This is a genomic window from Blastopirellula marina, from assembly GCF_002967765.1.
Lineage (GTDB): Bacteria > Planctomycetota > Planctomycetia > Pirellulales > Pirellulaceae > Bremerella > Bremerella marina_A.
The window spans coordinates 422,090-443,319 of sequence record NZ_PUHY01000015.1; the positions used below are offsets into that span (position 1 = coordinate 422,090).

Genomic DNA, 21,230 nt, shown 5'->3' on the forward strand with positions numbered 1-21,230 from the left:
GGGTGTCCGCGAAGGTTCAACGGCGTATCATGACAGTACGAATCTTGAGTTCGAGCCGATCTTGTCCATTGAGTCTGCCACGGTTGTTTGTGGCTTCTTTATAAAAGGAGCGAATCTTTGAAGTCGTTCTCCTCGTTTCTAACGGTTCTTTCCTTTCTATTCCTCTTAAGTCTTTCCACGCTTACGAAAGCCCAACCTCCAGCGGAAACGACGGATGTCGCAAACGCGGAGGAGTCGTCGGCGAAAAACAGCTCCGAGGAATTCTCCAGCGAGCAGGTTAAATCACGAATCGCGGAAGACCTGAACTTTCTGGCCTCGGACGAACGAGAAGGGCGTGGTTCATATACGCTCGGCCAACAAGCCGCCGCAGAATACATCGCTGATCAGTTCGCCGCGGCCGGACTGAAGACGAACCTAATCAGGAACGAGCCCTATCAGATCTTCTCGACACGCAAGTTCTACGATTTAGGCGAAAAGAATGAGCTGACCTTTACCATCGATGAGAAAGCGATGGATGGAATGTCAGTAAGCGATTACCGTCCCCTCTCGCCGAGCACAAGCGGCCAATTCGATTTGCCGTTAGCGATGGTCGGCTACGGGATCAGTTCGGAAAAAGACGAGTACGATGACTATGCTAATTTCGATGCCAACGGAAAAGCGGTCGTCATTCTGCGGCATGAGCCCGATCAGTCAGGCAAAACGGGAAAGTTCGCTGGGCCAGGCAATTCGACGTCTGCCTATCTTTCGACCAAGATTCAAAACGCCGTCGATCATGGTGCGCAGGCCGTTCTAATTGTTTCCGACGAAGTCGCCGTTGAACGAGCAAAAGGAGAAGACAATCTTCTCGATTTTCAAATTCGAATGCCGAAAGAATTCGAGCCGCAGCTTCCCGTGTTCCATGTCAAACGAACTCTCATCGACCAATTATTGAAGGAGGCCGGCAAGCCATCTTTGGCGGAGTGGGAAGCAACCGTCGACGTTAATCTGAAATCGAGCTCATTCGACTTTCCAGGTATCCGCGCTAAAGGCGAGGTTGAGATCGCTGCCTCGGAACGGGTCGAAAAGAATGTGCTGGGCGTCCTGCCGGGTAAAGGAAATTTGGCTTCGGAGGTTGTCGTCGTAGGCGCACACTACGATCATATCGGCCGTGGCGGAGCGGGCTCGTTGGCACCTTGGACTCGCGATATTCATAACGGCGCGGACGATAACGCTTCTGGTACGACGGCCCTCCTGGAAACTGCACGGCAATGTGCGGCGTGGGACATTGCCAACCGACGAACGATTCTCTTTATTGCGTTTGCCGCCGAGGAACAGGGACTGCTCGGTAGCGAGTATTACGTTCGTCATCCGCTGTTCGACCTGGAGAAGACTGTAGCGATGCTGAACTTCGATATGGTCGGCCGGTTAAGGAATGAAACCTTAACCGTGTACGGTTACAACACTGCCGAGCAATTCGAAGCTTGGCTCGACCAAGCCGCTCCAAAGTTTGGAATCGAGATCGATAAAGTCAAAGGTGGACGCGGCCCAAGTGATCACGCGTCGTTCTATGGCCGTGGGATTCCTGTGATGCACGATTTCACGGGCTTTCATTCTCAGTATCATCGCCCAAGCGACGACATCGAGCACATCAATGTCGCCGGAATCGGCCGAGTGGTGGGCATGAACATGTTGCTACTTCAACACCTTGCGACCGAACCAATCACGCCGGTCCCCAATGCCGAGGAATCGCTGCTTGAAAAGATCTTCGGTGGTGGACCAGATGGTCCGAACTCGCCACAGAAACGTCGCACCCTCGGCGTCGCTTTAGGCGACTACGACGAAATTGGGATGCCAATCACGGGGATCGTTGTGGGAAGTATCGCCGAGAACTCTGGCATTAAGCAGGGCGACACCCTGGTTTCCTGGGCGGACAAACCGATGAAGACGATTCGTGATCTTCGCCAGGCAATTGAAGCGGTTGAACCTGGAAAGAAAATCCCCCTGAAGCTCCTTCGTGGGGAGGAGGAAATAACAATCGAGGTGGAATTCCCCAAATAGGGCCCGACTTGAGCGGCGGCTGGGAACCGATTAGGCTGAGCAGTTCACACCTGCTTTCCTTTTCATCATGTTCCCTCCCTCCCATAAAGTGAGCCCACTCATGGTACGCGTTCTGGCTGCTTTGACGCTTTGCCTCTGCCTGCTTTCTTCGGTTGCGATTGCCCAAGACGAACAATACGTTCCCGGCCCAGACGCAAAACGTAAAGATGGTGTACCCGAAGGCACTGTCACGAAACATGTGTGGGACAACAGCGAGATCTACCCTGGTACCGTTCGCGACTACTGGGTCTACGTCCCGCAGCAATACAAGAAGGGGGAACCTGCTTGCTTGATGGTGTTTCAGGATGGTGGTGGGTTTGTGAACGAAAAGGGGCATACCCGGGTTCCGATTGTCTTCGATAACCTGATTCACTCAGGTGAAATGCCCGTCACGATTGGCGTGTTTATCAACCCAGGTGTTGTGCCTGCCACGAAACAAGGACAGAACCCGCGTAGGAATCGCAGTTTCGAGTACGACACGTTGAGCGATCAATATGTCCGATTCCTGCTCGAAGAGATTTTGGCCGACGTCGGCAAACAGTACGATATTAGGAGCGATCCCAAGCATCGCGCGATCTGCGGCAACAGTTCCGGCGGCATCTGTGCGTTCACGGCTGCTTGGGAACGCCCCGATTCATTTGGAAAAGTGGTCAGCCACATCGGTAGCTTTACCAACATTCGCGGCGGTCATGTTTATCCGGCCTTGATCCGCAAGACGGAACGCAAGCCAATCAAAGTGTTCCTGCAAGATGGCAAGAACGACCTTGATAATCTGCACGGCAACTGGCCCCTGGCCAATCAGCAAATGGCGGCCGCACTGAAGTTCTCCGACTACGACTACAAATTCGTTTACGGTGAAGGAAAGCATAGCGGGAACCATGGCGGGTCGATCTTCCCTGATACCATGCGTTGGTTGTGGAGTGATGTGGTAAGCCAGAACTAACGAGCTTGCCTCTCCGAATCAATCGATTGCTTCACCCCGTCCTTGCCGTTGGAACTTTGAAATGCGCCATCTTGCCGTAGCAATACTCGCTTTGCTTCCCTCTGCTCTCGTTGCTCAAGATATGCCCCTTAGTGATGTCCTCATCAAAGGACAAGGCTGGGAATTGGTCGGGGATGGTTACACCTTTACCGACGGCCCTGCGGTCGATGCGGCGGGTAACGTCTATTTCACCGATGTGAAGGAGCAGCTTGTCCTAAAGATCGATCACGCGTCCAAGCAGATTACCAAGTTCTCGGAGGGGCAAGGGGGAACCAGTGGATTGATGTTCGGTCCCGATGGACGGCTCTATGGCAGCCAGTATTCCAATCGCCGAATTGTGGCTTTCCAGGATGATGGCAAGGTCGATGTGATCGCCGACGACTTAGGAGCAAACGACCTGGTAGTTGCCAGCAACGGCAACATCTACTGCACCGATACACCAGGGCACCAGGTATGGCTCATTCGTCCCGGCGGCGAGAAACAGGTGGTTGCCAAAGGGATTTCTGCTCCGAACGGGATCATTCTTTGGCCACACGAAGGAACCCTCGTTGTGTCTGACTCGGCCGGGCAAAACTTGATTGCCTTTCGGGTCGAGGAAGATGGATCGCTGACGTATGGTGCCCCTGTTTACCAGTGTCGAGTTCGGGACAAGGATGCCCCGAGCAAGGGAGATGGCATGACAATCGACTCGGCCGGGCGGTTGTACGTCACGACCGATCTCGGGCTCCAGATGTTCGATTCCACTGCCAGGATCAGCGGAGTGATCGCCAAACCAGCCAAAGCTTTTACCACGAACGTCGTGTTTGGCGGGCCGGAGCTCGACACGCTCTATCTAACTTGCGGCGGGGCGATTTATCGCCGCACGACCCAAGCGACCGGGTTACGATATGGTAAAGTAAAGAGTAACTAACGTTTCTCTTTGATCCTTGCCAATCGCAATAAAGCAGTCCATGAACGATTCGACGACCTCTCAGCCGCACGAAGTGGCCGAAGCACCTGCGGCGGATTGGCGGATGTGGATCGAGATTGCGGCGATCGTATTGCTGTTCTTCCTGTACGTAGGCCCTCTTACTCCGGAAGCCAACGAAGCCCACTATCTGGCGAAAGCTCGACACTACTGGAATCCCAACTGGTGTCCCGAGGATCACTTCTTAAATTCCGGCGATGCCCATGGTGTCTTCTATTGGAGTTTCGGCTGGATCACCACGTTGGTCTCTTTTCCGGTCGCGGCTTGGATTGGTCGACTAATCTGCTGGATCGCGATTGCCATCACTTGGCGACGAATGATTGTGCTGATTACTGATTTGCCATGGGCTGGGCTGCTGGGCATGGCCATGGGATTGGCTGGTGTTCATTATCTCCACATGGCCGGCGAATGGTTGATCGGTGGGGTTGAAGCGAAGTGCTTTGCCTACACGTTTGCGTTCTGGGGAATTGGCGATGCCCTCTCTGGTCGCTGGAATCGAGCTTGGATCTTGCTGGGCGTTGCCAGTGCGTTTCATGTATTGGTTGGCGGATGGATGGTGGTGTGTTTGATGTTCTGCTGGTTCGTTTGCCCCAAACAGCGACCATCGTTGGTCTCGATCTTGCCCGGCTTATTTGCCGGAGGTGCCATTGCATTGATCGGCGTTGTCCCTCTGCTGCTATTGAATCGAGGTGTCGCGCCCGAAGACAGCGCATGGGCGAGCTACTACTATGTGTTCGAGCGGCTTAACCACCATTTGGTCGTTCATACGTTTCAGCTGGGGTTCAAGCTTCGATTTGCTGCCGCCGCGATTGCCTGGGGTGTTACGGCTTGGCTACTGCGAAATCATGCCAAAGCCCGCATTTTGAACGGCATTGTCTTGGGAAGTGTCGTGTTAGTGCTGATTGGCATCGCGATCGATCAGTTCTTCGCATTCGTACTGCAAGATTTCTTGGCAGCCGCCAAGCTCTTGCGATTGTATTGGTACCGAATCGCCGATGTGATGGTTCCGATTGGCTTGTCGATCAATCTCTTGGCTTTGTATCAGCTGCATGGCGAGAAATATCGAAGTGCCGCACGAGTCGGACTGGTCGCAGCGTCGTTGTTTGTGGCAGTCGGTATGTTCGTCCGAATTGCTGATCGCTGGACGGCGCCAGCCAGCCCTGCGGATGTAGGGACGTTGGTTAGTGATCCGGTCGCGTGGCAAACGACCTGCTATTGGGTTCGCGATAACACACCAACGGATGCCATCTTCTTAACACCTCGTATGCAGTCGACATTTAAATGGTACGCTCAGCGAGCCGAAGTCGTGACCACCAAAGATGTCCCGCAAGACGACCTGAATTTGCTCGATTGGCGACGACGTCGCGGTGATGTGCAGTGGCAATCGATTCACAACCGGCAGACGTTAAGCCTCGCCGGTCTGACCGAAGCCAATGTTCACAAACTGGCTAAGAAGTATGGCGTGAAATATGTGGTCGTCGATCAAGTGATTGCCCGCCGTGACCAGGTGCCGGTCGAGTGGAGTTTTCCTCGCATCTATCCCGCTAATCCGGAAGACGATGCCAACTACGAAGTCTATGAAGTCACGCCTTAACGACATTTCGGAACGTAAATGGGCAGTCCATCTGCGGCAAGTTCTCGGCTTGTCACTGGCTCACTTTCCACACTTGCGGCATACAGCCCCGAATCTTTCGTATGGTCGACATACGGGACACGCCTATCCACGGGCACGCCAAGCGGCCAACTTGGTACTGATCTATCCCGACTCGTCAGGAACCTGGACGATTCCTCTCATGATCCGAGCCGAGACCGAAGGTGTCCATGCGGGAGAAATTGCTCTGCCAGGTGGTCGCTGCGAACCCGGCGAATCGGCTTTGGCTGCAGCGTTGCGAGAATTCCGCGAAGAAACGGGGCACTTGGTTTCCCCGGATTTGGTCGTGGGAGAGCTTCCTGCCACCAATGTTTGGGCTAGTAATCATACGGTGCGAACCTTTGTTGCCCTGGAAGCCTCTTTGCCGATATGGAATCCCGACCCTAAAGAGGTCGCGGCCCTTCTTTATTTACCGGTTAGCCAACTCATGGACCCCAGGAACTTCGGCATGCATCAAGTCACTCGCCGCCGCGTTCAGTTTTCCGCCCCTCATTTGAGTGTCGACGGACAGCGCGTGTGGGGTGCGACTTTGCGTATGTTGGTCGAATTGGGGCAAGCTCTCACTTCGGCCGAATAATCGCGACCCGATTTTGTGCCCGCCATGTCTGCGGACACACGCTTTATCTACCGGAAAAACAAAGCTCGAATTGTTTCGATTGCTCCGAGTACCACACTTGTGGGTGACCCCTCCCTATGGTCGCCGTCGTGTGGTTCCTTATACTAAGCAATCGGTACGCAAAACGAAGGCGAGAATAATTTAGGTTATCAAGGCATGACGGTACGTGTCGGAATTATGGGAGCGACGGGCTACACCGCGCTCGAACTGTTGAAGATCCTGGTTCGTCATCCCCAGGTTGAAGTCACCGCGCTGACGACCCGCAGCGAAGATCGCCCGCACGTTAGCTCGATCCATCCTCAATTTCACAAGGTGCTCGACTTGCATCTCGAGAATTGGGGCGCGAAAGAGTTAGCGGAGAACTGCGATTGCGTGTTTGGTTGTCTTCCCCACGCCGCGTCGGCCTCGGTGATTCCAGAAATCCTGGATGCCGGCATGAAGGTGGTCGACTTGAGTGCGGACTATCGACTCAACGATCCGGACGTTTACAGTCAGTGGTATGGCGCCGATCACCCCGATGCCGAACGAATGAAGACAACCGTCTACGGTTTGCCAGAGCTATTTCGTGAAGGGATCGCGGAAGCCCAACTTGTAGCTAACCCTGGTTGTTACCCAACGGGTATTTCGCTTTCGCTGGCGCCACTTCTGAAGAATGGTTTCATTCGACCCGATGGAATTATCGCGGACTGCAAAAGTGGCGTAAGCGGGGCAGGGCGGACGCCTAAGATGGGAACCCTTTACCCGGAATGCAACGAAAGTTTCTCTGCATACGGAGTCGGCACGCACCGGCATATGCCTGAGATTGAACAAAACTTGAGCGTCTATTCCGGCCACCAGGCGACGGTGATCTTCACTCCGCACTTGGTGCCAATGGATCGTGGTATCTTGAGTACTTGTTATGCGATTCCGGAGAAAGATGCATCCGAGAAGGAATTGCTCGGTCTGCTGGAGGAAACTTATCAGAACGAACCGTTCGTGCGTGTCCGTAGCGACCTGCCCGCGACCAAGCATGTCGCCGGAACGAATTTTTGCGACATCACGGTCCGTCGCGTAAAGGATCGCGTGATTACCATTTCGTGTATCGACAATCTCATTAAAGGTGCCTCAGGTGCTGCGGTTCAGAACTTCAATTTGATGTACGGGTTCGCCGAAACGACTGCTTTGCTTTAATCGGATGATGAAGGAAGAACAGAGGATGACTTCGCCAATTCCTGCTGGATTTAAGATGGGTGGCTTTCACTCTGGTGTGAAGCGAAACCCGAACAAGGAAGACTTGTCGCTGATCGTCTGCGATCAGGACACCGTTGCCGCTGGCGTTTATACGACGAACTTGGTCGTAGCGGCGCCAGTTGTCTGGGATCGAGCCCGCACCCCTTCCGATAAGATCCGCGCGGTCATCACCAATTCTGGCAATGCCAATGCTTGCACGGGCGAACAAGGCGATAAAGACAACGCCGAACTTGCCGGAATTGTTGCCAACAAGGTTGGCGTGAGTGCCGATCAAGTGTTGACCATGTCGACCGGAATTATCGGTCATCATTTGCCGATGGAGAAGATTCGACCAGGCTTGGACGAAGTTTTCCAGCGGTTAGGCACCGACGAAAGCAACTTTGAAGCGGCCGCTCGGGGCATCATGACAACCGACAAAGGTAAGAAGGTCGCGGCCCGCGAATGCGAGATTAATGGCAAGACCGTTAAGCTGATTGGCATGTGCAAAGGGGCCGGGATGATTGCTCCGAATATGGCCACCATGCTGGCGGTTGTATTGACCGATGCCAAGCTGAACCCGGTTCAAGCCAAACAGCTTTTGACCGATGTGACCAACGATACGTTCAATTGTATTACGGTCGATGGTCACCGTAGTACGAACGATACGCTACTGATGTTGGCCAGCGGCAAGTCAGGAGCTGGCGAACTTTCAGGTGAATCGCTCGATAAGTTCCGAGCGGAACTGCATCAACTATGCGAGGACCTGGCCAAGCAGATTCCAGCGGATGGCGAGGGTTCAACGCACGTGATTGAAATCAACATCGAAGGTTGTAAGAACCGCGACGACGCGTTTCGAATTGCCAAGACGGTTGCCGATAGTGCGTTGGTTAAGACGGCCATCACCGGCGGTGACCCCAACTGGGGACGAATCGTCTCGGCAGCTGGTTACTCAGGGGTTTCTTTTGATCCGATGGGAATGGAACTGATCGTCAATGGGCATCTATTGTATCGCCAAGGTACGCCAGTGAAGTTCGACGAAAAGACGGTGAGCCAGTCGATCAAAGATAGCTTTGAAACTGACGTGACTCTCAAATTCACCGAAGGCGATACGAAGGTTCGCTACTGGTCGAGTGACCTGACCGTGGAATACGTGAAATTCAACTCTGAGTATCGCACCTAACGAATTTAGTTAGAACAATTCAGCGAAATCACAATTCAAGGGCGGGTGGCTACTCGCCCTTGAATTGTTTCTTGGTTGCTCAGCACTATCTGACTTGTTTAGCTGTCTTCTTCGAACTTTTTGAAAGATGGTAAGTCAACGCGGCACCAATGCATTCAGCCAAAGACTGAGTGGGGATCTCATCACTTACATCGAAGACAATTGCTCGATTTCCTTCGAACTGGAACTGCTCTGGAAACTGCTTGCGAAACGTCTCGATCAGATTGGTCTGGCAATGAAAGTATATGGCATATTGGGTGGGATTCGCCTTTTTGCTATCGATGCGAATCGTCGTACCGCTTTTCGTTTTCTCGGTGATGTAAGCAGGCTCACCCCACTTGAGTGTCTCCTGTATTGGCCCGACGCCCTCGGTGGATGCCGCAACATCAAAGATAAGTTGGCGGAGAATCATCATCTTAGCGCGAATTGGTTTTGGATACGCGTTGAAAACTTCGCGGACGTTGGCATCTTGGAAGCGTTTCAAGAGTATTCTCCTGCTCAAAGGTTCTCGGCGCGTAAGTCCTTCGGGATGGCTGTGCCCGTATTCTAGTAGTGTGGTCAATTTATGCACGTCCAATTAACCCCCTCTCCCCGTATCTAGCAAGAAGGAATAAGGTGTGGTTGTAGCTTGAATAGCGAACTGAAATTCTGCAACTTTGTCGTGAATTTGATTTGATGGTGCGCCCGTTTATGTCTGAATTTCTTCTCGATCCTGATGTCACATTTTTGAATCATGGCTCGTTTGGAGCCTGCCCGCGACCAGTGTTCGAAGAATATCAGCGTTGGCAGCGCGAACTTGAGCGGCAGCCAGTCCGATTCATTCAACGCGAGCTACCTGGTCTCTTGGCAGACGCCAGGAAATCAGTTGGTGACTATCTCGGAGCGAAGCCTGGCGAGCTGGTTTTTGTTGCCAACCCGACATTCGCTGCGAATACAATCGCCCGTTGTCTGCCGCTAGGTGAAGGTGACGAAGTCCTCATCACCGATCACGAGTACGGAGCATGCCGCTTCGCGTTTCAATTTGCGGCTCAGAAAAAAGGCTTTCGTGTTGTTGAGCAAGCGATACCTCTGCCCGTGGAATCGGACGAGCAAATCGTGGATGCTTTTTGGCAAGGAGTGAATGCGAAAACGAAGCTCATCTTCATCAGTCAAATCACCTCTGCCACCGCTCTGACGTTGCCGGTTGCCAAGATTTGCGAACGTGCGCGGCAAGCGGGAATTTTGACGATGATCGATGGGGCGCACGCACCTGGCCAAATCGAAGTGCACCTGGGTGAGATAGGTGCCGACTTCTATACGGCCACGTGTCACAAGTGGATGTGTGCCCCCAAGGGATCAGGAATCTTCTACGTACGGGAAGACCGACAAGCGATGATCGATCCGCTGGTTGTTGGATGGGGATGGGGACCTGATAAGACGTTTCATCGGGAAAATGAATTTGTCGAGAATCACGAGTGGCTTGGCACCTACGATCCGGCAGCTTACTTGGCCGTTCCATCAGCAATTGCTTGGCAGACGGAGTTCATCACGCCCAAGGTCCGGCAGCGATCGCGTGACTTGGTGCGATCAGCGGTCGAACTTGCTTCGCAGATGGATGGAATGGAACGTGTTCATCCCGATGCCTTTTTTTTCCAAATGGGTTTGATCGATGTCACGGCGAGATGGACCGACGCCGATGCCCTGAAGCTGCGACTATACGATCAATTTAAGATCGAAATCCCCGTGATTCGTTGGCAGAATCGAACGTTCCTACGTGTGTCGGCGCATGCGTACACGACCGAAAAGGACATTCAAACACTGCTTAACGCGCTGCAAGAGATCGGCTAAGTGATTGGCTGCTTCACTAGCGGTGGGAAGGGAACTAGCTCAAAAGAATGGCGGCAGATTTCTTCGGGTTATGCTCCGCGGCAAGCCGTTGCTAGCACAAATCCGCCTTTGCGCAGGTGGTCACTATCGATACACTCTCGCCACGGCATGAAATAGAGCCGCGGAATAATGGCTTGGTCAACCCCGCTGAGCCGATAGAACCCCACATGCACGCCACGTCTCCGCAACTGCTATGTCCCTGAGGTATTCGTCTGCAATGACCAAGGAAGCCCGGAACCGCAAACTGACCGCCGTCCTTGTTGTCAACGAGGAATCGGATCTGATCCGCGAAACACTCACCAGCGTGCAGCCGATCGTTGATGAAATTGTTTTATTGAACATCGGCGATTCAAAAGCCATCGCACCGGTGGCCGAAGCGTTTAAAGCAACGGTGGTGCCTCACGCGTGGCAAGATTCGTTTAGCGAAGCACGCAACGCAGCCTTGGCCCACGTCACCGGCGAGTGGATTTTGTGGCTCGATCCAGGCGAAACGATGAGCGAGGAAGACTCGGCTCGCTTGCGTGAATTCGTCAACTCTCAGGTCGATATCATGACTGCCTACGTGCTTTTGGTGCGAGCACCGCAAGCTCCCGGCACAATTGGCAGCGAACAGATTGGCCAGGTTCGCCTGCACCCCAATCACCCAGGTATCCGCTACGAAGGTCGCGTTCGGGAATCGTTGATTCCAGCCTTGGCGGAATGCGGCATGGGAATTGAAGCGGTTCCGTTCTTGATTCAGCGAAACACGATTGAAAGCGATCCAAGCTGGAAATCGAAGCGGGCAGGCCGAGACGCCAAACTCGTTGAACTCGAAATGAAAGAGTCGTCGCCCAGCGCGCGGCTGATGATTTGCATGGCGGACGCCGTGCAGACACTGAACGATCAGCAGAATGCTTTGATCTTCTTCGAGCAAGCTTGCCGCCTGGCCGACCATGGTTCCGCAGAAATGCTGGAAGCCTTCTACGGAATTCTTACCGCTCTGGATGGTCAGAAAGATTCGCTCGATCTGCAGATTCAAACCTGCATGACAGCCCTCGAAATCTTTCCGCTGGATGCCCAGCTGTTGTGTGCCGTTGGTGGCTACTTACAGACGAAGGGGCACTTGGAACTCGCTCGACGTTCGTTCGAGACCGCCTACAAGTATGGTCAAATCAATCTCGAATCGTGGCACATTGATGATATCGACGAGATCGCCGTTTCCTGTCTGGCAATCACCACGCATGCCAGTGGCAAGGAAGAAGAAGCGGAAGAGATCCTAGTGCAAGCACTGAAGGACTGCCCGCACTCAGTTCGTCTTCGACGACAAGTGATCGAAATGCACGTGAAACATGGTCGACGCCAAGAGGCCTTGGCCGAACTGGAACGACTACCGACCGATTACCCTAAGCTAGAATCGTTGCGAAGTGCGGTGCGTGGGGCAGCGTTAGCCTCACAGCAGAACTGGGTTGGTGCTCGACCCTACCTGGAAGCGGCTTACCGACAAGGTTCCCGCGAGACGCTTTGTCTTCGCTGGTACGCTACGACACTCGTTGCCCTGGGCGAAGTCGAGCCGGCACGTGAGATCTTACAGGTTTGGAAACAGCGTGAGCCTAATAACAGCGAGCCAGACGATTTGAGTCGCTCGCTTCTGAGTGGCCCCAAGCTGCGGAAAGCGACTTCCAGCAAGGCGGGTTAGTTCGAGACACAAAAAAAGAAGGATCACGTATCACCGTGGTCCTTCTTTATTTTCTTGTCTTCTTGGGTCGCGAATTATGAGCGACCGACGCGATTGAGAACCGTGCTAAGGGTTTCACGCAGGACGCCACCACTGCGACGCAACGCTTGAATTTCCTTCGGCCACAAATCGAGTTGGTAGGTCGCTTCGACACCATTTCTACCAACGACTGTTGGCACGCTGAGGGCAACATCGCGAATATCGTAGCAACCGTTCTGGATGCTTGAGATCGGTAAGATCTGGTGGCTATCCAGGGCGATCGCATCGATCACGTCACGAATGGCAATCCCAACCGCGAAGCCAGCGCCACCCTTTTTCTTGATCACTTCGGCACCAGAGCCCTTGGTGCGGGTGAACAGTTCGTTCGCGGCATTGGGATTCCAGCCAGGGAACTTCTCGAGCGGAAGACCGTTGACCGAAGCAGATGACCAGATCGGCACCATGCTGTCGCCATGTTCGCCAAGAATCAACGCTTTAACCTGAGTCGGCGGAAGCTGGCAGTGCTGGGCGATCAGCGAGCGGAATCGAATCGTATCGAGCTGCGTGCCGAGACCAATCACTTTGTTGGTCGGCAAATCGAGCCGCGTTGAGGCCAGATATGTGAGGATGTCGACTGGATTTGAGACAACAAAGACGATTGCGTCTTTCTTGTAACCAACCTTCTTGATCGAATCGAGAATCGTCAGGAAGAGATCAACGTTACGGTTGATCAGGTCCAAGCGGCTTTCATCGGGCTTACGACGCAGACCAGCGGTAATGCAGATAATGTCAGAGTCAGGAATGTGCTCGTAGCTACCGCTCGAAATAATTTGATCGGCTGTGCTGGGAGCACCATGCAGAAGGTCGAGTGCTTGGCCGCCAGCCAGGTCGGCGTTGACGTCCAGCAAGGCGATTTCGCGAACGATGCCGCTGCACTGTAAAGCGAATGCGGCACACGAACCAACCAATCCACCGCCGCCAATGATGCTAACTTTCATCTGTCTAATTCTCTAGCTATGGGATGTTTGTCGGGTTAGCTGGATCGCTCTCTTGTGTAAGGAGCGAAAGGGCAGGGAGGTTATGACTGCTTCGAAAGTTCAGCCATGACGCGTTGGGTGATCATTTGGATCAACGCTTCCTGGTCCGAACTGCCGCTGGCGGTTGCGGCCGGCTTGGCGGCGGCTTTGGCCCCCATCGGTTCTGGGGAACCGAACGCGCGACGCTGCACGTTCGAGTCTTGCCAGCTATCGCGGAAGACATCATTGGCACAGATGTCGCAATCTTTGTACTGTTCGGTGTTACGTGGATCGCTCCAGCCCCATTTGTCTTTCAAATCGAGCAGTTCACGCGACTTCTTTTCGTTCAGGAATTCGACGTGCCCCAACTGCTTAGCCAAGATCAGCATGCGGCAGTAGGCGTCGAGGATTTCGGTCCACCAGTACGCGCGTTCGACGTTCTCGCCATAGCTGACCGTGCCGTGGTTAGCGAGCAGGATCAGATTCGTACGATCGACGAATGGTATGATCGTGTCGGCGAACGATTGACCGCCAGGCGTTTCGTACTTGGTGATCGGAACATCACCCAGGAAAACTTCCACTTCTGGCAGCACACATTGTGGAATCGGTTCACGAGCGATCGCGAATGCCGTGGCGTGCGGCGGGTGGCAGTGAACGACGCTTTTAACGTCTTCACGTTGCTTGTAGATTTCCAAGTGTAACAAGGCTTCGCTGGAACGCGGTTTGCGTCCGGCGATCTGCTTGCCGGTCATGTCAATCGTGGAAATATCGTCCGGCTTCAGAAAGCCTTTGCAGTGCATCGTCGGTGTGCAAAGAACTTCGTTCTCGCTGATACGAACGGTGATATTCCCATCGTTAGCGGCGGCGAAGCCTTTGGCATAAATTCGCCGGCCGATATCGCACATATCTTGTTTGATCTTGTGAACGTTCGTCATGCCGATTCGTTGCTCGCAATCAAGGGTAGCGTGTTAATTTGATTTGTTCGTTCTGCCCATCCCCCTAGTAGGGAGAGGACCTTATTTGTCTGGCCGGTAACGGATATCAACCGTGTCCAAAATGGCCGCGTTGTAGGCGTCGACCGGCTTCATTTCAGGGTAGAACGGTTGGGCCGCTTCTCCCCCTTCGCTCAGGGCGATGTAGTTCTCGTTGCCGGCGCCTAGTTCGTCGTAAACCACGAGCAGGTCGTCCAGCGGGGTATTTTCGTTTTCGATATCGCTGAGCATCATCGGCACGGCCAGCTTCAGTACGGCTCCCTGAAACTCAGGGACCGCTCGGCTGAGCGTCACTTTTCCGATGACTTTGGCGATTCGCATGGTTTGTCTCGTTTACTTCAACCAATCGGGACCTGCGGTGCCGCGAAGATCCCACAAGCTGCTTAGCAGTCGCGGAACCTCGCTGTCGTTCCACTGACCCGGGTGACAAACGATCAGGTTTGCACCAAGGCTTTCAGCTGCAGACTTCCAGTCGTGACTTGCACAGGCGACCATTGCTCGAATACCATTTGCGCGATTTGCAGCAGCCGCAGCAACTTCCGGTTGATCCGCAAGGATGACCACCATTTTGTCACTTTGGGCTACGGAAATCGCTCGCTGGATCGCAAGCTTCAGGTTGCCAACTTGTTCGCTTCTGCCGGCTGAATTCCACGTCGACGAAACCATTTGTTTTGCGGCGTTGACGACCACCGGGCTAAGTACCTCTTGGCCACAATCGGCCTGGTTGGCCCGACGTAACCGGATACCACGATCTTTCAGTTCATCCTTCACCGCGGGCGTGACGACCGCTTTGGCGGGGACACACAGCACCGTGATGGCTTCGTTTAGTTTCCCTTTCAGTGACGAAACGGTTACCAGTTTCGAATCGAGCCGCAGTTCGCCTACCGGCGGCGGTGCCTTGGCGGCAACCTGCCCTGCGCTGGCGTTCTCCGTCACTAGTCGCTCGACGACCAGGCGGACAATGCGTTCGATTTCTTGACTACTGAATTGGGACTGCACGTTTTATTCGTCGATAATTCCGATCACCGTCCAACGGACTGGTGTTCGGGGATAATTCAAAAGTTCGGAGGTCGATTTGCCGTCGCTGGTGATCATTACCAATTCGCCTGGTCCTGCGTTTACGGCATCTACGGCAACCAATGGATGACCATCTGGCGTAACGCCGTCAACTTGCATCGGCTGAACCACCAACAGCTTCCAGCCTCGCATCGAGACATGTCTGACCGTGCTAGTGGCGGTACCGACCACGCGTGCCGTATTCATCGAGGGACTAACCTTTCGCCGGATGGCCCAGGATGCACAAATCGTCTATCAGCGAGCAGCGTCGTTCCCGCGTGAAAGTCAACGGAGTGGTGACGCCTTCGCCGGTCGGGGTCGCGATGGAGAACGAAATGTAACCTTCGCCTCCCACGCCCAAGGCCGCAGGGCTTGGCCCGTTCTTTACGAACAGGGTCGTATCCATGATGCGGCCCATCTTGCTCATGTTGCGGACGTTGTTGCTGTGGATGATCGCCGTGTGGCGGAAGCCATGTTCGTAGTACTTCGCCTTCTGGATCGCTTCGTCTACATCGTGGCAGCGAACGAAGGGGATGAACGGCATCATCTGCTCGACGGGAACAAACGGGTTATGCTCGTCCGTTTCGCCGAATACCAGTTCAACGTCGGACGAAATGTTCTTACCGGCGGCGCGGGCCAGGACGGCGGCGTCTTGACCGATGAATTCCTTCGCGGCGACCTGCTTGGTCTTGCCAGGGTCGCCCACCTCAGTGATCGCAACGGAAGTCAGGCGATCGATTTCGCTGGCGTTCAAGCGAACGGCACCCGCTCGTTCCATGGCTCGCATCAGTTCATCGAAGACGGAGTTCACGACGAACACCTCCTTCTCGGCGATGCAGAGCAGGTTGTTATCGTAGCCACCCCCTTGGATGATGCTGCGAGCGGCTCGATCGAGATCGGCCGTCTCGTCGACGACCACCGGTGGATTCCCGGGACCGGCGACAACCGCCTTCTTGCCGCTGTTCAGGGCAGCACGGGCAACTGCGGGGCCACCCGTCACGCAAATCATCGCCACGTCACGGTGATGGAAGATCAAATCAGCCGATTCTAGCGTGGGTTCGGCAATGACGCAGATCAGGTTGTCGATACCGAGGTCGTCGTAAATCGCTTTGTTGAAGCGACGCACACCTTCCACGGCAACCTTCTTGCCGCTGGGGTGAGGGTTCACGACGAGCGTGTTTCCACCAGCGATCATATTGACGGCGTTACCGGTGATGGTGGGCAGCGAGTGCGTTACCGGAGTGATGCAGCCGATCACGCCGAACGGTGCATGCTCGATCACCGCCAGGCCGTGGTCACCGCTGAAGACTTCCGAGCGAAGGAACTCCACGCCGGGCGTCTTACGACCCAGCAGTTCCAGCTTTTCGATCTTATGAGCGAGCTTGCCGATCTTGGTCTCGTTCATTTCCATCGTGCCCAGTTCGACTTTTTGGTCGATCGAGATCTGACGGATGTGATCGATGATCCGTTTGCGATCTTCGATGGTACGTTCCGAAAGCTTCTCGAACGCTTCGCGAGCAGCTCGAACCGCTTCGTCGGCACAATCGAAGATGCCGTAGCGTCCTTTGAAACCGGATGTGACCGGAGGCGCCTTGCCGACTTCGGCGAGCACCTGGGCTACGACATTGCGAATAATGGATTCGTCAAATTGCATGATGATGATATCCTCACGTCAGCACGTGAAAGTGGCTGCCGACTAACTATCCGAGTCACTCTCGGTCTGCTCTTGTTTTGGTTCGGACTTCTTCGGAGTCGCTTCCTTCTTAGCAGCCGGAGCCGGTTTTGCTTTCGGCTTTGGCTCCTGGTTCGGAGCTTCCTCCTGGTCCTCGTCTTCTGTCCGGTCGTAAATGCACATGCTATCGACATGCGCACGATCGACGATTCCGATGACCACACAATCGATCGGCAGGCTCTTGGTTTCCGCAGTTAGACGGGCACTAGAACCTTGCGTAATCAGCACGAAGTCACCGACACCGCTGCCGAGCATGTCGACAGCAACGAAGGTACGTCCCGTGGTTACCAACGACTGACGATCTTTTGCTTCCAATCGATACGGTTCGACTACCAGCAAGCGGTGGCCGACCATCGTGTCGACTTTTTGGGTGGCAATGACCGAACCGGTCACCTTGGCGATAAACATCTTAGGTCGACTCCAACAACTGCTTGGTTTGCCGGGCAACGATGATCTCTTCGTTGGTCGGGATTACCCACAGTTGCGTTTTGCTGTTTGCCGAATGGATCGAAGCCTCTCCCTTGGCGGAATCGTTCTTCGCTTCGTCCAATTCGATTCCCAACTCTTGCAAGTTGGCACATACGTCTCTTCGCAATTGCTTACCGTTTTCGCCGATACCGCCGGTAAAGACGATAGCGTCCGCTCCGCCCAGCTCCACCAACATTCCGCCCAAGTAGCGGCGGACTTCGCTGGTGAACATGTCCAAAGCCAACTGCGCGTCAGCGTTGCCCTCGGCGGCAGCCTGTTCCAGGTCCCGCATGTCGCCACTGAGACCATTGCTCAGGCCGAGCAAGCCACCGTGACTCCCCATGTAGGCGAGCACTTCGGCCAAGCTCATGCCGGTCTTGTCCATCAACAAGGGCAGAACGTACGGATCGAAATCTCCAACCCGGTTGTTCTGTGGCAGGCCGGTTTGTGGACTCATGCCCATGGAGATCCCAGCGCTTTGGCGATTACGAATCGCACAAATGCTGCTGCTTCCACCCAGGTGGCACGAAATCACGCGCAAATCGTCGCGTCCCAACAGTTCGGCACTTCGCGTGGCGATATAGCGATGGCTGGCACCATGAAAGCCCCATTTCTTGACCAGAAATTCATCTGACCATGATTTAGGAATTCCGTAGTAACGCATCCGATCGGGGATCGTCGCGTGAAAGCCGGTTTCAAAGGCGGCAACTAGCGGAATCTCCGGCAGTTGCTCGGAAAGTAATCGCATGGCGGCAATGTAAGGCGGGTTGTGGGCCGGGGCGACATCGTTCATTTCTGCCATCGCAGAAAGGACGTCGTCGTTGACCCGCTGCACGCCTGATACACGTCCACCGTGGACCGCTTTAAATCCGATGGCCGAAACCTCTGCGGCATCTTTCAGGCATCCATGTTCTGCATCGGTGAGTTGCGAAAGGCATTTGCGAACCGCCACGGCATGGTCGGGGACATGCGCCGTGACATCTTCTTTCCAATCGCCAATCTGCACGCTGCAGGAACTCTCGGAAGATCCAATTCGATCGATCCCGCCTCGGGCTAATTGGGTTTCGCTGTCCATATCGAACAAGCGATACTTGAAACTAGTCGAGCCGAGATTTGCTACGAGAACCTTCATCGCGTTTGGACTCCTTTCGCCCGGGGATGCTCCGTGGGGTTACGGCTGGAATGGTACGGCTTAGCTGAAGTAAACGTCGACCAAGCCTTCGGCTGGACGAGGGAGAACGTGGCTACCAGCCAGTTCGCCAACTTGCTGAGCAGCATTGGCACCAGCTTCAACCGCAGCACGAACGCTGCCGACGTCGCCACTGACAACCGTCGAAACCAAACCACCGCCGATGTTGACGCGCTTTACGATCTTCACGTTAGCGGCCTTCGCCATGGCGTCGGTCGCTTCGACCAAACCAACCAAACCCTTGGTTTCAATCAAACCAATTGCGTTTTGCATGGAAAATATTCCTTCGCGGATGTTTCTTAAATGGGGACGGGACTATTCAGCCGAGGTGTAAACCGTTTTGACCGGTGGAGGCAGAACGATGCCGATGTCTTCGTGTGGTCGCGGAATGACCTGCACGCTGACGACTTCGCCCAAACGACCAGCAGCCGCGGCACCAGCATCGGTGGCAGCCTTCACAGCGGCGACGTCGCCGGTGATGAAAGCGGAAACCAGACCGCTGCCAACTTTGTCCCAACCAACGAACGTCACGTTGGCTGCTTTCAACATTGCGTCGGTGGCTTCCACCAAGGTCACAAAGCCCTTGGTTTCAATCATGCCCAACGCTTCCATTACTTTCGCCATGGGGTTTAATCTCCCGAACAAAAAAGGAAACCGTTACTTCAATTCGCATCGCAAAACCGATGCGATGTCTTCAAAACAGGAAATCGGATAAAACGCCTTCGCTGGTCTCGGGCGAGGTCTCAAGGTGCAAAATCATGGAGACCAACGAAAGCGTGATGTGGACTAATGCTTTGTCTTGCAACCACAAGGTTCTTGCTTCAGCAGTTGGATCTCGGTAGCAGCGTCCAGATTGCACGCGTTGCCTTCATCGGTGTCGATGTGAACTTCCAACTTGCTAACGTCATCAGATCGAACCAGCAGGTCTTCAAATGTGGTCGTGCAGCCGAGCGAAGTGATGCGGAGGTTCATACGATCGCCATTCTTCACGCCATAGAACTCGGCATCCCGGTTATTCATGTGGACATGGCGTTCGGCACGGATCACACCTTGGTCAAGCTGCACGGCGCCCTTCGGGCCTACCAGCACGCAGCCAGGGGTACCTTCGATTTTGCCACTTGCGCGAACCGGTGCTTCAATGCCGAGCGATATCGCATCGGTGAACGCCAGTTCGACTTGACTGTAATCACGTGTCGGACCGAGCACGCGTACTTTCTCGAGCATACGGCGACGTGGGCCGACAACCATGACGGTCTCTTCCGCGGCGTAAAAGCCGTCTTGGTAGAGATCCTTCATCGGGGTCAGGACGTGGCCAGGACCGAACAAGGTTTCGACATGGGCGTCGGTCAGGTGGATGTGACGAGCCGAGATGCTGACGACCAACTTCGGGGCGGCTGGTGTCTGCACCGAAACCGGATGAATCGGATCGCCACCGCTCTGCGAAAGAACGATTTGACGTACGATTTGTTCGATAGTGGCGTGATCGATATTGAGTGAGGAACTCATCGTTATTGGGAACCCTTTAAGGGGTTAACTGGCTTTGTGGGACATGGGGCGATCCATGATCGCTAATTCGGCGGGAGCGACGATCAGCTCGACATTGGCGTCGCGAACTTTCTGTTGCCAACTTTCCGAGATCTCGTGATCAACCACGAGCTTGTCGACCTCGGACAATTCGCACATCTGGGCCAGGCTTTGCCGACCGAATTTCGTGCTGTCGGCAACGATAATAACCTCGCCGCCAGCTTTCATCATGGCCCGCTCGGTTTCCACGAGCAGGAGGTTGCTGTTGTACAGCCCTTGTTCGGTGATACCTGCTACGCTCAAAACGGCTCGTCGGGCACTAAGTCGCGCGATCATTTCATTCGCGTAGGGACCAAGCGAAACGCCTGTCGCGCTGTGGACGTAGCCCCCGAGCAGGATCAATTCCGTGGTGTTGCTGGCCATGAACAAGTTGGCCACCGGCAACGAATTGGTCACGATCTGTAGGGTACGCCCGACCAGCATCTGGGCTAGTTCGTACGTAGTGCTGCCGCCGTCAAGGATGACCGTGTCGCCATCTTCGATCAGCTGCGCCGCGGCCCTGGCAATTTGCCGTTTCTTACTCCACTGCATTTCGTGGCGGAGCTCGAAGTGAGGCAAGTTGGGGGATGGACCGGTGTAAAAAACTCCCCCGTGCGTCCTGCGAGCCGACCCAGCTTCTTCCAGCTGTTCCACATCGCGACGGACCGTCGATTCGGAGACCTCCAACTCTTGCGCTAATTCTGGCAATGAGGCGAAGCCACGGGCTCGCACCAGTTCCAAAAGTCGCGTTCGTCGGACGTCCGCTTGCATGTGGGGAAGATTGGGGGCTTGAGAGAGGGTATTAACTCAACCGAGTTAAAACACCTAGATTATGCATCCCGAATTGCCAACAATCAATCAGATGATGCCACAATTCTTTCAAAATTCACGCATTCGGTCTCTGTCGTGGCCCTAATTCTTCGCTAAAACGCAAA

General features: G+C 54.4%; 22 protein-coding genes. 9 read left to right on the forward strand and 13 right to left on the reverse strand.

Features of this window, described 5'->3' with window-relative positions; translation table 11 throughout:
- Positions 1-117: 117 nt before the first annotated feature.
- The 7 genes from C5Y83_RS26230 (at position 118) to argJ (ending at position 8,681) form a co-directional block, all read left to right on the forward strand.
- A complete protein-coding gene (locus C5Y83_RS26230) occupies positions 118-2,037 on the forward strand; it encodes a M28 family peptidase (RefSeq protein WP_105332754.1) in 1,920 nt (639 codons plus the stop codon).
- A gap of 100 nt (positions 2,038-2,137) precedes the next feature.
- Entirely contained in the window at positions 2,138-3,019 is an 882-nt protein-coding gene (locus C5Y83_RS26235) for an alpha/beta hydrolase (RefSeq protein WP_105332755.1), read from the forward strand.
- Between the two features lie 61 nt (positions 3,020-3,080).
- Positions 3,081-3,968: an SMP-30/gluconolactonase/LRE family protein gene (locus C5Y83_RS26240; protein ID WP_105332756.1), complete on the forward strand. Its 888-nt coding sequence runs from the start codon at positions 3,081-3,083 to the stop codon at positions 3,966-3,968.
- A 1,174-nt stretch (positions 3,969-5,142) separates the two neighbouring features.
- Complete coding sequence (locus C5Y83_RS30215) at positions 5,143-5,619, forward strand: DUF6798 domain-containing protein (RefSeq protein ID WP_409994602.1); 477 nt, start codon at positions 5,143-5,145, stop codon at positions 5,617-5,619.
- Positions 5,603-6,253: an NUDIX hydrolase gene (locus C5Y83_RS26250; RefSeq protein WP_158262528.1), complete on the forward strand. Its 651-nt coding sequence runs from the start codon at positions 5,603-5,605 to the stop codon at positions 6,251-6,253. Before C5Y83_RS30215 ends, C5Y83_RS26250 begins: the two co-directional genes overlap by 17 nt.
- Before the next feature lie 195 nt (positions 6,254-6,448).
- Positions 6,449-7,462: an N-acetyl-gamma-glutamyl-phosphate reductase gene (gene argC / locus C5Y83_RS26255; protein ID WP_105332759.1), complete on the forward strand. Its 1,014-nt coding sequence runs from the start codon at positions 6,449-6,451 to the stop codon at positions 7,460-7,462.
- A gap of 25 nt (positions 7,463-7,487) precedes the next feature.
- The gene (gene argJ / locus C5Y83_RS26260; protein WP_105332760.1) at positions 7,488-8,681 is read left to right on the forward strand and encodes a bifunctional glutamate N-acetyltransferase/amino-acid acetyltransferase ArgJ; all 1,194 of its coding nucleotides are present in this window, start codon (positions 7,488-7,490) and stop codon (positions 8,679-8,681) included.
- Between the two features lie 85 nt (positions 8,682-8,766).
- Here argJ and C5Y83_RS26265 read toward each other — a convergent pair whose 3' ends face one another.
- Positions 8,767-9,291: a DUF1801 domain-containing protein gene (locus C5Y83_RS26265; RefSeq protein ID WP_199195141.1), complete on the reverse strand. Its 525-nt coding sequence runs from the start codon at positions 9,289-9,291 to the stop codon at positions 8,767-8,769.
- A 119-nt stretch (positions 9,292-9,410) separates the two neighbouring features.
- Here C5Y83_RS26265 and C5Y83_RS26270 point away from each other — a divergent pair, with 119 nt between their 5' ends.
- Positions 9,411-10,547, forward strand: a complete 1,137-nt coding sequence (locus C5Y83_RS26270) for an aminotransferase class V-fold PLP-dependent enzyme (protein ID WP_158262529.1) — start codon at positions 9,411-9,413, stop codon at positions 10,545-10,547.
- A gap of 256 nt (positions 10,548-10,803) precedes the next feature.
- A complete protein-coding gene (locus C5Y83_RS26275; RefSeq protein WP_158262530.1) occupies positions 10,804-12,261 on the forward strand; it encodes a glycosyltransferase in 1,458 nt (485 codons plus the stop codon).
- A gap of 74 nt (positions 12,262-12,335) precedes the next feature.
- Here the strand turns inward: C5Y83_RS26275 and C5Y83_RS26280 are convergent, their stop codons facing one another.
- From C5Y83_RS26280 to C5Y83_RS26335, 12 genes are all read right to left on the reverse strand, one after another.
- Complete coding sequence (locus C5Y83_RS26280) at positions 12,336-13,277, reverse strand: lactate/malate dehydrogenase family protein (RefSeq protein ID WP_105332763.1); 942 nt, start codon at positions 13,275-13,277, stop codon at positions 12,336-12,338.
- Between the two features lie 80 nt (positions 13,278-13,357).
- Positions 13,358-14,230, reverse strand: coding sequence for a class II aldolase/adducin family protein (locus C5Y83_RS26285; RefSeq protein ID WP_105332764.1), 873 nt, complete (start codon positions 14,228-14,230; stop codon positions 13,358-13,360).
- An 81-nt stretch (positions 14,231-14,311) separates the two neighbouring features.
- Entirely contained in the window at positions 14,312-14,608 is a 297-nt protein-coding gene (locus tag C5Y83_RS26290) for a EutN/CcmL family microcompartment protein (protein WP_105332765.1), read from the reverse strand.
- A 12-nt stretch (positions 14,609-14,620) separates the two neighbouring features.
- Entirely contained in the window at positions 14,621-15,286 is a 666-nt protein-coding gene (locus C5Y83_RS26295; protein ID WP_105332766.1) for a hypothetical protein, read from the reverse strand.
- 3 nt (positions 15,287-15,289) lie between these two features.
- A complete protein-coding gene (locus tag C5Y83_RS26300) occupies positions 15,290-15,550 on the reverse strand; it encodes a EutN/CcmL family microcompartment protein (RefSeq protein ID WP_105332767.1) in 261 nt (86 codons plus the stop codon).
- 7 nt (positions 15,551-15,557) lie between these two features.
- The gene (locus C5Y83_RS26305; protein WP_105332768.1) at positions 15,558-16,997 is read right to left on the reverse strand and encodes an aldehyde dehydrogenase family protein; all 1,440 of its coding nucleotides are present in this window, start codon (positions 16,995-16,997) and stop codon (positions 15,558-15,560) included.
- Between the two features lie 42 nt (positions 16,998-17,039).
- Complete coding sequence (locus tag C5Y83_RS30080) at positions 17,040-17,483, reverse strand: EutN/CcmL family microcompartment protein (protein WP_105332769.1); 444 nt, start codon at positions 17,481-17,483, stop codon at positions 17,040-17,042.
- Between the two features lies 1 nt (position 17,484).
- The gene (locus tag C5Y83_RS26315; RefSeq protein ID WP_105332770.1) at positions 17,485-18,675 is read right to left on the reverse strand and encodes an acetate/propionate family kinase; all 1,191 of its coding nucleotides are present in this window, start codon (positions 18,673-18,675) and stop codon (positions 17,485-17,487) included.
- A 60-nt stretch (positions 18,676-18,735) separates the two neighbouring features.
- Positions 18,736-19,005, reverse strand: coding sequence for a BMC domain-containing protein (locus tag C5Y83_RS26320; protein ID WP_105332771.1), 270 nt, complete (start codon positions 19,003-19,005; stop codon positions 18,736-18,738).
- 42 nt (positions 19,006-19,047) lie between these two features.
- Positions 19,048-19,356: a BMC domain-containing protein gene (locus tag C5Y83_RS26325; protein ID WP_105332772.1), complete on the reverse strand. Its 309-nt coding sequence runs from the start codon at positions 19,354-19,356 to the stop codon at positions 19,048-19,050.
- Between the two features lie 162 nt (positions 19,357-19,518).
- Positions 19,519-20,238 carry a phosphate propanoyltransferase gene (gene pduL / locus C5Y83_RS26330; RefSeq protein ID WP_105332773.1) on the reverse strand — a complete coding sequence of 240 codons (720 nt, stop codon included), beginning with the start codon at positions 20,236-20,238 and terminating at the stop codon, positions 19,519-19,521.
- 24 nt (positions 20,239-20,262) lie between these two features.
- Complete coding sequence (locus tag C5Y83_RS26335; RefSeq protein WP_105332774.1) at positions 20,263-21,066, reverse strand: DeoR/GlpR family DNA-binding transcription regulator; 804 nt, start codon at positions 21,064-21,066, stop codon at positions 20,263-20,265.
- Between the last annotated feature and the right edge of the window lie 164 nt (positions 21,067-21,230).

Excerpts from the sequence above, each read along its gene's own strand:
- C5Y83_RS26250 (WP_158262528.1), top strand. The coding sequence starts at position 5,603 with ATGAAGTCACGCCTTAACGACATTTCGGAACGTAAATGGGCAGTCCAT.
- C5Y83_RS26325 (WP_105332772.1), bottom strand. The coding sequence starts at position 19,356 with ATGGCGAAAGTAATGGAAGCGTTGGGCATGATTGAAACCAAGGGCTTT.
- C5Y83_RS26315 (WP_105332770.1), bottom strand. The coding sequence starts at position 18,675 with ATGAAGGTTCTCGTAGCAAATCTCGGCTCGACTAGTTTCAAGTATCGC.
- C5Y83_RS26305 (WP_105332768.1), bottom strand. The coding sequence starts at position 16,997 with ATGCAATTTGACGAATCCATTATTCGCAATGTCGTAGCCCAGGTGCTC.
- C5Y83_RS26300 (WP_105332767.1), bottom strand. The coding sequence starts at position 15,550 with ATGAATACGGCACGCGTGGTCGGTACCGCCACTAGCACGGTCAGACAT.
- argJ (WP_105332760.1), top strand. The coding sequence starts at position 7,488 with ATGACTTCGCCAATTCCTGCTGGATTTAAGATGGGTGGCTTTCACTCT.
- pduL (WP_105332773.1), bottom strand. The coding sequence starts at position 20,238 with ATGAGTTCCTCACTCAATATCGATCACGCCACTATCGAACAAATCGTA.
- C5Y83_RS26320 (WP_105332771.1), bottom strand. The coding sequence starts at position 19,005 with ATGCAAAACGCAATTGGTTTGATTGAAACCAAGGGTTTGGTTGGTTTG.
- C5Y83_RS26285 (WP_105332764.1), bottom strand. The coding sequence starts at position 14,230 with ATGACGAACGTTCACAAGATCAAACAAGATATGTGCGATATCGGCCGG.
- C5Y83_RS26235 (WP_105332755.1), top strand. The coding sequence starts at position 2,138 with ATGGTACGCGTTCTGGCTGCTTTGACGCTTTGCCTCTGCCTGCTTTCT.
- C5Y83_RS26335 (WP_105332774.1), bottom strand. The coding sequence starts at position 21,066 with ATGCAAGCGGACGTCCGACGAACGCGACTTTTGGAACTGGTGCGAGCC.
- C5Y83_RS26240 (WP_105332756.1), top strand. The coding sequence starts at position 3,081 with ATGCGCCATCTTGCCGTAGCAATACTCGCTTTGCTTCCCTCTGCTCTC.
- argC (WP_105332759.1), top strand. The coding sequence starts at position 6,449 with ATGACGGTACGTGTCGGAATTATGGGAGCGACGGGCTACACCGCGCTC.
- C5Y83_RS26290 (WP_105332765.1), bottom strand. The coding sequence starts at position 14,608 with ATGCGAATCGCCAAAGTCATCGGAAAAGTGACGCTCAGCCGAGCGGTC.
- C5Y83_RS30080 (WP_105332769.1), bottom strand. The coding sequence starts at position 17,483 with ATGTTTATCGCCAAGGTGACCGGTTCGGTCATTGCCACCCAAAAAGTC.
- C5Y83_RS26270 (WP_158262529.1), top strand. The coding sequence starts at position 9,411 with ATGTCTGAATTTCTTCTCGATCCTGATGTCACATTTTTGAATCATGGC.
- C5Y83_RS26280 (WP_105332763.1), bottom strand. The coding sequence starts at position 13,277 with ATGAAAGTTAGCATCATTGGCGGCGGTGGATTGGTTGGTTCGTGTGCC.
- C5Y83_RS30215 (WP_409994602.1), top strand. The coding sequence starts at position 5,143 with ATGTTCGTCCGAATTGCTGATCGCTGGACGGCGCCAGCCAGCCCTGCG.
- C5Y83_RS26275 (WP_158262530.1), top strand. The coding sequence starts at position 10,804 with ATGACCAAGGAAGCCCGGAACCGCAAACTGACCGCCGTCCTTGTTGTC.